11 protein-coding genes and 1 pseudogene are annotated in these 11,146 nt (G+C 46.5%); 6 read left to right on the top strand and 6 right to left on the bottom strand.

The genetic code is table 11. The annotated features are described in order from the left end of the window. The 6 genes and pseudogenes from C6H04_RS07675 to C6H04_RS07650 all read right to left on the bottom strand — a co-directional run. Positions 1–300: pseudogene (locus C6H04_RS07675) on the bottom strand (siderophore-mediated iron transporter); the annotation flags it as partial. Continuing rightward, a complete protein-coding gene (locus tag C6H04_RS07670) occupies positions 293–1,087 on the bottom strand; it encodes a hypothetical protein (protein ID WP_233710528.1) in 795 nt (264 codons plus the stop codon). The gene C6H04_RS07670 and the pseudogene C6H04_RS07675, both read right to left, overlap by 8 nt. Before the next feature lie 46 nt (positions 1,088–1,133). Beyond that, a complete protein-coding gene (gene fliN / locus C6H04_RS07665; protein ID WP_104732812.1) occupies positions 1,134–1,553 on the bottom strand; it encodes a flagellar motor switch protein FliN in 420 nt (139 codons plus the stop codon). A gap of 55 nt (positions 1,554–1,608) precedes the next feature. Then, positions 1,609–2,241 carry an endonuclease III gene (gene nth / locus C6H04_RS07660; protein ID WP_104696240.1) on the bottom strand — a complete coding sequence of 211 codons (633 nt, stop codon included), beginning with the start codon at positions 2,239–2,241 and terminating at the stop codon, positions 1,609–1,611. Then, a complete protein-coding gene (locus C6H04_RS07655) occupies positions 2,225–2,464 on the bottom strand; it encodes a FeoA family protein (protein WP_104696239.1) in 240 nt (79 codons plus the stop codon). The genes nth and C6H04_RS07655 overlap by 17 nt, the downstream gene beginning before the upstream one ends. Further along, entirely contained in the window at positions 2,418–5,396 is a 2,979-nt protein-coding gene (locus C6H04_RS07650; RefSeq protein WP_199767100.1) for a YhdP family protein, read from the bottom strand. Before C6H04_RS07650 ends, C6H04_RS07655 begins: the two co-directional genes overlap by 47 nt. On the opposite strand from C6H04_RS07650, the gene mltG reads away from it, so the two are divergent. The 6 genes from mltG (at position 5,383) to purB (ending at position 11,058) form a co-directional block, all read left to right on the top strand. Further along, entirely contained in the window at positions 5,383–6,297 is a 915-nt protein-coding gene (gene mltG / locus C6H04_RS07645; RefSeq protein WP_233709801.1) for an endolytic transglycosylase MltG, read from the top strand. The two genes, C6H04_RS07650 and mltG, sit on opposite strands and share 14 nt — an antisense overlap. Before the next feature lie 290 nt (positions 6,298–6,587). After that, positions 6,588–7,148, top strand: coding sequence for a pyruvate flavodoxin oxidoreductase subunit gamma (locus tag C6H04_RS07640; protein WP_104696237.1), 561 nt, complete (start codon positions 6,588–6,590; stop codon positions 7,146–7,148). Positions 7,149–7,157: 9 nt separating this feature from the next. Continuing rightward, entirely contained in the window at positions 7,158–7,586 is a 429-nt protein-coding gene (locus C6H04_RS07635) for a 4Fe-4S dicluster-binding protein (protein ID WP_104696236.1), read from the top strand. Beyond that, positions 7,576–8,799, top strand: coding sequence for a 2-oxoacid:ferredoxin oxidoreductase subunit alpha (locus tag C6H04_RS07630; protein ID WP_104696235.1), 1,224 nt, complete (start codon positions 7,576–7,578; stop codon positions 8,797–8,799). Before C6H04_RS07635 ends, C6H04_RS07630 begins: the two co-directional genes overlap by 11 nt. Before the next feature lie 10 nt (positions 8,800–8,809). Next, on the top strand, positions 8,810–9,754 hold the full coding sequence (locus tag C6H04_RS07625; protein WP_104696234.1) for a thiamine pyrophosphate-dependent enzyme: 945 nt from the start codon (positions 8,810–8,812) through the stop codon (positions 9,752–9,754). Next, on the top strand, positions 9,754–11,058 hold the full coding sequence (gene purB, locus C6H04_RS07620) for an adenylosuccinate lyase (RefSeq protein ID WP_104696233.1): 1,305 nt from the start codon (positions 9,754–9,756) through the stop codon (positions 11,056–11,058). The genes C6H04_RS07625 and purB overlap by 1 nt, the downstream gene beginning before the upstream one ends. The last annotated feature ends 88 nt before the right edge of the window (positions 11,059–11,146 follow it).

Below are 11,146 nucleotides of genomic sequence, written 5' to 3'. Positions count from 1 at the left end.
GGCTGGGGGTAGAGGGGTGGTTTTGGGCGCGGCCGTGGAGGGCTTCATCGCTCCCTGGGTGTGTTTAGTGGGGTCTAAGGAACGCCCCCGTTTTAGCACCAAGAGGTTACTAGGATTAATCTTAACTAATTTGGGTTTTTTGAAAAACTCACGGCTATAGTCCACCAACCACCAGACCAGCAGGTGAATCAGGCAGGAGAGGAGTAAAGAGATGTAAAAATTTCTGGTTGAACGGCTACCAGCCAGCTCTCTATCTAGGGTCAGAGGATTTGGTCTGCGACGCAGGGAGTCCCTAGACATATGAGCCTTTCAACTTAGAATGTCTTAGGCGCTCCTTAGTTTCTTCCATGAGATCCTCTTTGAGACGGTTCGAATCCTTCTTGAGCGAGAAATCCAAGGTAATCTTGTCCAACACCACGCTTTGATTAGCGTTGAGCAAGATCAAATAAAGCTGGTTGCGCACCTCCACGGTTACAAGTTTATGAGTCGCATCCAGGGGTTTGATGAAAGTAACACTGGGCTCTAAACCCACTTTAGGAAATAAAAATTGCTGTGTGTTGCGTCGCTTGAGCCACCATAGCAGTAGGAGTAAAACACCTAAGACAAGGCAAACTTTCCATGCATAGTCCCATAGTAATAAGTCTTCTGTCTTTTTAGGAGCAGGAGGAGAATTGGTTGAAACAGAAGACGCAGTCGCTTGGGGTGCGGGGGGTGTAGAGAGAGAATCGAGCGTCTTTAAGAGAGGAAAAAATTCTAAACGCAAGTAGGTTTTATCAACAGAAAGTTTCGCGCGTACATCGATGAGCAAGGAGCTCTTAGGCACAACAAATAGGGTGTCATTGCGTTGGTAAATCTCTAGGGATTGGAGGGGGCCACTTTGAAAGCGCTCTGCCTTAGGAGAAAAGGGGGCGATGTTTTGAAGTGTGATGGTTTGATTGGGGGCAATCTGGGGGGTCTGCTTCAAGGGGCTTTTAAAGAGTAAGTCTAAGGCAACGCCAGAGACACCTTGCTTACTTTCAAGAGGGACTGCTTGGAAGTGTTCCAAAGAGTTTTGCGCACAGCAGAGGGTGCACAAGACTATTATCAACAGGCATGCAAACCATCTAAAATTAGGCAACCACATTCTAGTAGAGCTACATGTCCTTGGCAATGTAGTAAACGATGGCGTTGGAATCGAGCACCTCATTGAGGCGAATCGCAAGATTTTTTTCATACACCATCACTTCACCTTTACCGATCACGCGTCCATTCACAAACACATCCACACTCTCACCCGCGGGCTTTTGCAGATCAATCACAGAACCGCGCTCGAAGCGTAAAACCTCCCCTAGAGGAATAGAAGTTGCGCCTAAGTCAGCCATGAAAGTTACTTCCATATCCAGCAGGCCCTTATAATCTTCTATGAGTTCTTCTAAGTAGGTCGTGAGCTCAATTTCCCTGGGGTTGAGAATAGGTTGCTTCTTGATCTTAGGATTGATAGGTGTGAGTGCACTGAGGGCTGGATTGGTTTGGATATTGACACCTTGAACATCTTTGCCTGTTTGTGAATCCATCGCTCTTCTCTTTTTATAATGAGCTGCATTATACTAGATTTTATTGGATTTAACTTTATAGCTCAATATTTTTATTTTCGCAAATATCTGCCAAAAAGCACACGGCGCACCGAGGTTTGCGTGCTTTACAAAGGGTGCGTCCCAGAAAGATAAAGGCATGGTGTAGCTGGGCTAAATCCTCTTGGAAAAGCGCACTGATCTCTTGTTCAGTTTGTAGGGGAGTCTTTGCGTTACTAAGCCCTAGGCGGTGGGTTACTCTGAAGACATGGGTGTCCACGGCTAAATAGTTTTGCTCAAAAAAGACGGAGAGCACTACATTTGCGCTTTTCTGCCCTACTCCGGGGAGGCTTTTAAGTTCTGCCTGAGTGCTGGGAATCTCACCATGAAAGCGTTGGCACACCATTTGAGCCATATTAATTAGGTGTTTAGCTTTGTTATTCGGGTAGGAGATACTCTGGATATACCCTTTGAGCGTCTCCAGGGAGGCGCTGGCTAAACTCTGCAATGTTGGGTAGGCTGCAAAAAGGGCTGGGGTGATCATATTGACGCGTTTGTCAGTGCACTGGGCGGAGAGAATCACGGCTACTAGCAATTCGTAAACATTGGAGTAGTTTAGCTCTGTGGTAGGATTTTCAAAGTGCGCCAAGAGGCGCGCCTTGATCTCCTGGGCTCTAGTCTGTAGAGTCACAGGGGGCCACAGTTAGTAATTCTGCTTCGTGGGAACGCAGGGCTACCTGCGCTTGGTTAATGGCAATGCTAAAAGTTGCGCGGCGCAGTGAACATTGCAGGAGGGTGAATTCCACTCCGGGATGAATCCCAAAGGAAAGGAGGCGATCTTTGAGCGACGAGTCGCAACCTTTGATTTCAAGGATTGTGTAGCGTTGGTCTTTCTGGCAATCGAGCAGAGTCATCGGTAGCAAGTCCTTTCTTAATTTCTTCGACAATGATGTCTATGGGGGTAAAAATACGCCTTAAAATCTTAAAAGGAGCTTGTGCGATGTCTTTGGCTAGTGTAACTTTGACGGAAGGGTCGTTGAGAGTCTTGCCCACCTGTACATGGGTAGAGATTTTGCCCTTATTGCCCAAAATTAGGTAGTTTAGAATGGGAATCTTATTGATGACATTGCTAAAACCTTTGATTGTAGAAATATCCAAGGACAAATCAATCTTCTTTTTTCCAGACATTTCGATAATGCCATTGCCATCTATATCTAGGGTAGTGCCTGTAAGTTGGATGTGTTCCAGCCCTAGATATTCAGAACTCAAGCCAAAAACTACCCTCCCTTTGGCAATTTCATAACCATGCGCACCTAGGCGAGGGTTTCTAAAGACAATTAAGGAGGGAATGGTATTAATGATATTGACGATGTTTTGCAGAACTTTGAAATTTTTAATGCTGGTGTTTTGCATGCGCAATTCTCCATTGAAGACCTGATCGCGATAAACTCCCGTCAAGCTATAAAGCCCACCCCCTACTAAGTTTTGCGCCAGCACACTCTGGAGTGCTAGATTGAGATAATCCCCGCTAAAATTATCGGCTTTAAGCACAATATCTCCATGGGCAATGTCTGCGCGGAGCATAGCATTGTGGTAAGACCCATCGATCATCACGCGTCCATCACGCACCACCAGACGGGCATTGTCCAAGGCAAGCGGGAAGGATTTAAACATGATGGTGATATTTTTAGCACTGAGAATGATGGAATTGGGGACGATGTGGTGGCGTTTTTCGTAACGCTGTTTAGCACGAATAAAAGTATTTTCATCACGAATCTGTGCCTTAGTGGGTTTGTGTTCACTAGGTCTTAGGAGTTCTTGTACAAAGGGAATCTTCGAATCCAAGAATTCGTCTAGGTTGAAATTAATATCATTGAAAAAGAAAGTCTTTTGTCCCCCTTTGATCTGCCCCATAATCGCCCCATCTGGGGTAAAAATTTCCATTCTATCAGGTTTAAAGGTGCCCAAAAAGGTAAGCGTTTTTAGGCGTGTACCGTCATGGCGGTAGAGGGGAAGATGGTGTTCTATTGTGCCGAAGAATTCGATTTGTGCAAAGTCGCGCGTACTGATATTGAGCGCACCTTTTCTGATTCCAAAATGGCGCAAGATTGGGGAAAGAGTGAATAATTTTCTCAAGTCCTTGATTTGCAAAGAATACAGACCTGCTTCAAACTTGCCCTCCACATCCAAATTACCTAAATTAAAACTCAAGGCATGGGGGCGTGAAAAGTCCAGGCTGAATTCTAAGTTAGGAAGATTGGTTGAGGTGGCGTAGATCACATCCTGCGTGAACACTTCTTGATTCTGGGCGTGGATAAAGGCTTGAATGTTCTTTTCAAGGATTTGTTTATTTTGCGCAAGGAGATTGGGAAGACGCGCCAAGTCAAGAGCATGGGGAGGATTTTTAAGCGTGCTTCTCAGGGGATTGAAAGTTTGAGTATTGATGGCGTTATTGGTATTGATTTGGAGTTTGTATACATTGGCGTTACCAAAAATGCGCTTCTGCGTGAAATCTAAGGTGAGATTGGCGTCCAGATCGGCCATGTTGTAGTAACGCGCATGAGTGGCGTTGATCAAAATTTGATGGTGTTTGGGGGTGATATCCAGAGCGATAGTAGTCTGTTCAGCAGAAAGAGGGGAGTTATAGAGTAAAAAAGAGCCTTGATGCACTACAACATCGCCTTGCACGGACAATAAGGCGTTTGCATGGGGGATGAACTGCACACTCAAAAGCAAATCTGCACTGATAAGAGAATTGAATTTATCGATGGGTAGAGCGATATTGTAGGCTTGAAGTATTTTTTTAGCACTTTTGAACGAGGAACTTGGGGCTATCTTAATATCTGCACTTAAATGAGAGCCATTGCCTAGATTGCTGATCTGCACACGGGAATGTTCCAAGGGCATGGTTTCATAGCGGATATTTGTAGGCACAATGGATAAGGTTCGATCTTGAAGGCTTAGGGCTACTTCTTTAGCAAAGATAGGGGAGAGTGTGGGCTGAAAGCGCACCTGCGCATCTTTGACAATGGCTTGTGCACTCACCTGATCGAGCAATTTTTTGAGCAACTTTTTATCTCTAAGATTTAACAAAGCTTTGGCTTCCTGTACACGCACACTGGAAAACTCAATGTTCTCAAAGAGCCATTCTTGCACTACCGGGTGAGAGCCCTGGGGGAAATAGGGCTTGAGGAAGTCTAAATGATGGATTTCATTAGTATCTAGGGTAAGTATCAGTGTGTTAAAATCGCTTAAACCTTGAGCATGCACTTGAAGTTCAGATTTTCTTAAATTAGGCAGATCATTGAGTGGAAATAGGTCTAGAGTGAAATTAAGCTGTTTAGTGCGGCTAGAGTAATCTGCTTGCCCTAAGGCACGGACATGGTAGGGTGCTAAGGTCAAATGTAGAATATCGAGGTGTAAATCTTTGGCATTCTCCAGCGCAAATTTAGCTTCAATAGTGGGCAATTTGACATCATAAGTTTTGCCATCAAAAAATACATGCGCCTTAATCTCAGGATTGAACACAATTTCTTGGATTTTGATCTCTTGAAAATAAGATAATGCCAACAGACCATAGCGCACCCCTTGTATAATATCATCAACACGGGGGGGAGGTTTATCGGGTTTGTGCACCAACAAGGCGGAAATATCCAGCTTGCCCATATGGAGCACAAATTTATTACCAAGTTTTAGGTACAATCGATCGATTTGAAGTTTCCCCAAGTGCAGAGAAGAGATGTGAATGCCACTTTTCAAGATCAAAAATACGCCCAATAATAGTGCGCCAATGATTCCGCATAAAAAAATAAAACGAAGCATCCTCTTAGAAATGGCTTTGATCATGGGGCTTTCATTGCTGTTTTACTTGAGTATACCCATAAAATCCTATAGCATGCTTTACATTCCCAGCGGCTCACTCCACAACATGATGCGCCATGTGGAGGCCGATCTCAACCCACTTGATTTGTGGATTCTGCGCTTAATGAGAGGCCTTGGGGTGTGGCAAACACCTAAAAGTGGCTATATCTCCATTCCCATCAATGCCCAACAAGAGATCAGTAAGGGAGATTTCTTATATGCCCTGAGTGTTTCTAAAAAGGTTTATAAAAATGTAACACTCATCCCAGGAGAAACCCTTTACTTTTTCATTCAAGATTTGGCCACTACATTCAATTTGTCAGAAACGGACCTTTACAAAGCCTATCAAGCTAAAACGCGCTACCAAGAGGCCGGCATTGTGCCTGATACTTACCGCTTTACATTAGGAATCTCTGCTTCCACGCTGATGGATTATCTCACCACACATGCCGACCGCTATTATCAAAAACTCAGTCAACAGCTCCTGGGGCGTTATGATCCTCAAGAATGGGAAAAAACTTTGATCGTCGCGTCCATTGTCCAAAAAGAGGCAGCCAATGCCAAAGAAATGCCTCTAATTGCCGGGGTGATCTACAACCGCCTCAAAAAGGGCATGCTCTTGCAGATGGATGGGAGTTTGAATTATGGCAGGTATTCTCATACAAAAGTGACACGGACGCGCATCTTAGAGGATGAAAGCTCCTATAACACCTATAAGCACAAGGGGCTGCCTCCCGCTCCTGTAGGGAGTGTGAGTGTCAGCGCTATTAAGGCGGCTCTCTTCCCTGCCCAAACGAATTTTCTCTACTTTGTCAAAAACCAACAAGGCGTGCATGTGTTCAGCCAACACTATGGCGAACATATGCGCAATATCCGCAAAAAATAACCATTCACTCTCGGCAATTCTCATGTTTTGCGCAAAATATTCAAGATTTACTGAAAATCCTGTATAATCCCCACGCAATTTAAATTGTTTCCAGCGGAGGCTTCGATCGTCTTGGGCGATCAAAACGGGTTTCGCTGGGCTTATGGTAATGTTACCACTAGGGCAGGGATTGCCCGATGTTACGCTTGTGGAGATTCCTCATCGTTTAGCTGTGGGTCTTTAGCACAAGAAACCCACTTGTCTTGGACAGGTGGGTAATCACTACATAATAATACCACAAGGAGAATGGAATGCTAGAAATTAGATGGCATGCTAGAGCCGGGCAGGGTGCGGTTACGGGCGCAAAAGGCTTGGCTGATGTGCTCACCACCACGGGCAAGGAGGTGCAAGGTTTTGCAGTCTATGGGTCAGCCAAGAGAGGTGCGGCCATGACAGCCTACAACCGCATTGATTCTGAACCTATTTTAAACCACGAAAAGTTTATGAATCCCGATTATGTCTTGGTAATCGACCCTGGTTTAACTTTCATCGCGGACATTACAGAAAATGAAAAACCCGATACGACCTATATCATCACCACGCATCTGAGCAGGGACGAATTGTTTGAAAAAAAGCCCGATTTAGCTAGCAAAAAGGTTTACACCTTAAATTGCATCAAAATCGCCATGGACACCATCAAACGCCCCATTCCTAACACACCCATGTTAGGGGCTTTGATGAAGGTCTCTGGCATGTTAGAGCTGGAGTTTTTTAAAAACACCTTTAAGGAGGTGTTGGGTAAAAAAATGCCTCAGGCTTTGATCGATGCTAATATGATGGCTATCGATCAGGCTTATGCACAAGTGCAATAAAGGATCATCATGAAAAATTGGCAAGAATTTGAAATCGGGGCTGTGCTTTTCCCCTTTGAAAAGCAAGGACAAGATGAGCTCAGCAAACACAACAACGAGCGTACTTACACCAAAGAGAGCTCGTTCACTGCCAGTGTTTCCCACTGGCGGGTGGAAAAGCCCGTGCACAATAAGGAGGTGTGTATCAACTGCTTTAATTGCTGGGTTTACTGCCCTGATGCTTCTATTTTATCGCGTGAGGGCAAGATGAGTGGCGTGGATTACGAGCATTGCAAAGGTTGTGGAGTGTGCGTAGATGTGTGTCCCACCAACCCTAAATCCTTACTGATGTTTGATAACCTAGAGCCTGTAGAAGAGGCGCTTACCAAATGGCCTCAAAAAGCTGAGGGCGTTAAAAAGAAAAGTTACCGCACAGAAGGGGGTTACAATGGGCTCTAGTTATCATTTGAGCGAGGTAGAGGCATGGGATGGGTGCACAGCCAGTGCGCATGCGCTCAGGCAGGCACAAGTCGATGTTGTAGCCGCCTACCCCATCACCCCCTCCACCCCCATCATTCAAAATTATGGCTCGTTTAAGGATAATGACTATGTAGAAGGGGAGTTTGTGCTCGTGGAGTCTGAGCATGCAGCCATGAGTGCGTGCGTAGGCGCAGCGGCTGCAGGGGGTAGAGTGAGCACCGCCACCAGTTCGCAGGGCTTTGCGCTGATGGCAGAAGTGCTTTACCAAGCCTCTGGGATGCGCTTGCCCATTGTGCTCAATGTGGCCAACCGCGCCCTAGCTGCTCCCTTGAATATCCACTGCGATCACTCAGATATGTATTTGGGGCGTGATAGTGGCTGGATCAATCTGTGCACTTGTAACCCCCAGGAGGTTTACGACTTTACTCTCATGGCGTTCAAACTCGCCGAGCACAAAGAGGTGCGCGTGCCCGTAATGGTGCATCAAGATGGCTTTCTCTCTTCGCACACCGTGCAGAATGTGCGCCCCTTGAGCGATGCTGTTGCTTACAAATTCGTGGGCGATTATGTGAGCGTGCACCCCTTATTAGATTTTGATAGACCCGTGAGCTTTGGCGCACAGGCGGAGGAGGAGTGGCATTTTGAACACAAGGCCAAACTCCACCATGCGATCATGCACTCTAGCACAATCTTAGAGGGCATTTTTAACGATTTTGCCAAGATTACCGGAAGGCAATACCACCTAGTAGAAACCTTCCAAGCCAGCGATGCCGAGGTTATCATCTTTGCGCTGGGCACAACTTGGGAATCCGCCATTGTCGCGGCTAAAAAAGCGCGTGAAAAGGGCGTCAAAGCGGGTGTAGTAACCACGCATGTACTGCGCCCTTTCCCTTTTGAGCTAGTAGCCAACGCCCTCAAAAATGCTAAGGCGGTGGCAGTGATGGATCGCAGTTCGCCTTCTGGAGCTATGGGTGCACTCTTCAATGAGATTGCCGCTAGTTTGTATCAAGCCCCCGGTTCCAAGCGTCCAGTGCTGAGTAATTATATTTATGGGCTGGGGGGTCGGGATTTAACCCAAGCAGACCTAGATAGTATCTTTGAGGCATTGGCTCAGGATGCTAAAAAAGGAAGTTTGAGCCACCCCACCCAGCAGTTTATTGGGCTCAACGGACCCGAATTGTCTTATTTTTAAAGGAGAGTGCATGGTTAAAGAAGTTAAAACGCTCAAAAGTTTCAGTCAATCTGCCGAGAAATTCGAGGGTTCACACCTACTCTGCCCGGGCTGCGGGCATGGGATCATTGTTAGAGAGGTGCTCAACGCTGTAGAGGGACCCATCGTATTAGGCAATTCTACTGGCTGTTTAGAGGTGTGTTCTGCCGTTTATCCGCACACCTCATGGGATGTGCCTTGGATTCACATTGGTTTTGAAAACGGCTCAACCGCGGTTAGCGGGGTGGAGAGCATGTATAAGGCCTTGGCGCGCAAGGGCAAATACACGGGGCAACGCCCTAAATTTGTCGCTTTTGGAGGTGATGGCGCGAGTTATGACATCGGTTTCCAATTTATCAGCGGGTGTATGGAGCGCGGGCATGACATGACTTATATTTGTTTAGACAATGAAAACTATGCCAACACGGGGGGTCAGCGCAGTGGGAGCACGCCTATGGGAGCAAGCACGAGCACCACACCTGCAGGCAAAGTGAGCTTTGGGAAAAAAGAGCGTAAAAAAGACTTAACCTTGATCATGGCAGCCCATGGCATTCCCTATGCTGCCCAGTTGGCTCCTAATAAGTGGAAGGACATGAATAAAAAGATCAAAACCGCCCTAGACACGGAGGGACCTTGCTTTATTAACGCGCTTAGTCCTTGCCCAACAGAGTGGCGATACCATTCTTCTTTAGCCATTGAGATGACTGATTTAGCGGTGGATTGTCTGATCTTCCCCCTCTTTGAGATTTTCCATGGACAAGAGCTTAAAATCACCTACCGCCCGCGTAATGTCTTGCCCGTGCGCGATTATCTGGGGCCCCAAAAACGCTTCGCCCACCTCTTTAAAAAGGAAAATGAGCACATCATCGAGGCACTTCAGAAAGATGTCGATGCGCGTTGGGAATATTTGCAACGCAGAGAAGAGGCAAAAGTTTAATGGTAGAGCGTTACGCCCGCGAGGCGATGACGCGTCTTTGGAGCGAACAGCATAAATTTGAAACTTATCTACGGGTGGAAAAGGCGGTCGCTAAAAGCTGGCATGCCTTAGGGCTCATAGACGCTCAAACTTGTGAAACCATCCAGCAGGCTAGCTTTCAACTTGGAGATATCCATGCCTTTGAGCAAATCACCAAACACGATGTCATCGCCTTTATCCAAGCGGTCAGCAAGACTTTAGGTGATGCCGAGCGTTTCTTTCACTATGGCATCACCTCCAGCGATTGCATCGACACCGCTTTAGCTCTTTTACTCAAAGAAAGTCTAGGAATCATCTTAAAAGATTTACAAGAACTCTTAGAGGTGCTAAAAGCGCGCGCCTATGAGTTTAAAGACACCCTCACCATTGGGCGTAGTCACGGCATCCATGGCGAACCGATGAGCTTTGGGCTGGTTTGGGCGTTGTGGTTTGAGGAAATCAAAAGGCATGTGCACTCTTTGCAAGGCGTTTTAGAGGAAGTGGGCGTAGGGATGATTAGTGGGGCGATGGGCAACATGGCGCATATCCCCCTAGAATTAGAGGAAAAGACCTGTGAAATTCTAGGTTTAAAACCTGCGCCCATTACCAATCAAGTCATTTCAAGGGATCGTCACGCTAAGGTTATCAATGCTTTGGCGGTGCTAGCGAGCAGTTGTGAAAAAATCGCGGTGAATATCCGCCACTACCAGCGCACAGAGGTTTACGAAGCCGAAGAGGCTTTTGGTGTGGGTCAGAGGGGCTCTTCTGCCATGCCCCACAAGCGCAACCCCGTTTTGAGTGAAAACATCACGGGGCTGTGCCGTGTGATCCGTGGCTTTGTAATGCCCATGATGGAAAATGTCGCTCTCTGGCATGAGAGAGATATTAGTCATAGCTCGGTGGAGCGCTTTGTATTCCCCGATATTTTCATCACGGCGGATTTTATGTTGCACCGCCTGACAAATTTGCTCAAGGATTTGGTAGTTTATCCTGAGAATATGCGCGCAAATTTGGAGCGCACGGGCGGGCTAGTCTACTCCCAGCGGGTTTTGCTTGAATTGCCCAAACTGGGCTTTAGCAAGGATCAAAGTTATGCGATCGTGCAGGAAAACGCCATGCAGGTGTGGGGTAATTTGCAAGGAGGACAACAAGCAAGCTTATTAGAATGTTTGCTAGTTGACGCCCGCTTGCAAAGTGTATCCCGCTCCACACTACAAAATTGCTTCGATCCGCTCCACTACTTGCAGCGTACTGATCAAATTTTTAAACGAGTCTTTCAAAGCTAGTTTTAAGTCTACATAACGCATTCGACTGGTCCTTTTAGGAGTTGCTCTTGTGGACCAGTTGAGCCTAAAGAGCTAGAGCGCAAGAAAC

It is taken from the genome of Helicobacter salomonis (assembly GCF_900197775.1).
GTDB lineage: Bacteria > Campylobacterota > Campylobacteria > Campylobacterales > Helicobacteraceae > Helicobacter > Helicobacter salomonis.
Note: the sequence above shows the minus strand (reverse complement) of the source record. Positions and strands in the feature narration are given on the sequence as shown.

What these genes read in the sequence shown, in the direction of transcription:
- fliN (WP_104732812.1), bottom strand. Translation starts at nt 1,553, where the DNA reads ATGGATTCACAAACAGGCAAAGATGTTCAAGGTGTCAATATCCAAACC.
- C6H04_RS07655 (WP_104696239.1), bottom strand. Translation starts at nt 2,464, where the DNA reads ATGACTCTGCTCGATTGCCAGAAAGACCAACGCTACACAATCCTTGAA.
- mltG (WP_233709801.1), top strand. Translation starts at nt 5,383, where the DNA reads ATGGCTTTGATCATGGGGCTTTCATTGCTGTTTTACTTGAGTATACCC.
- C6H04_RS07650 (WP_199767100.1), bottom strand. Translation starts at nt 5,396, where the DNA reads ATGATCAAAGCCATTTCTAAGAGGATGCTTCGTTTTATTTTTTTATGC.
- C6H04_RS07640 (WP_104696237.1), top strand. Translation starts at nt 6,588, where the DNA reads ATGCTAGAAATTAGATGGCATGCTAGAGCCGGGCAGGGTGCGGTTACG.
- C6H04_RS07635 (WP_104696236.1), top strand. Translation starts at nt 7,158, where the DNA reads ATGAAAAATTGGCAAGAATTTGAAATCGGGGCTGTGCTTTTCCCCTTT.
- C6H04_RS07630 (WP_104696235.1), top strand. Translation starts at nt 7,576, where the DNA reads ATGGGCTCTAGTTATCATTTGAGCGAGGTAGAGGCATGGGATGGGTGC.
- C6H04_RS07625 (WP_104696234.1), top strand. Translation starts at nt 8,810, where the DNA reads ATGGTTAAAGAAGTTAAAACGCTCAAAAGTTTCAGTCAATCTGCCGAG.
- purB (WP_104696233.1), top strand. Translation starts at nt 9,754, where the DNA reads ATGGTAGAGCGTTACGCCCGCGAGGCGATGACGCGTCTTTGGAGCGAA.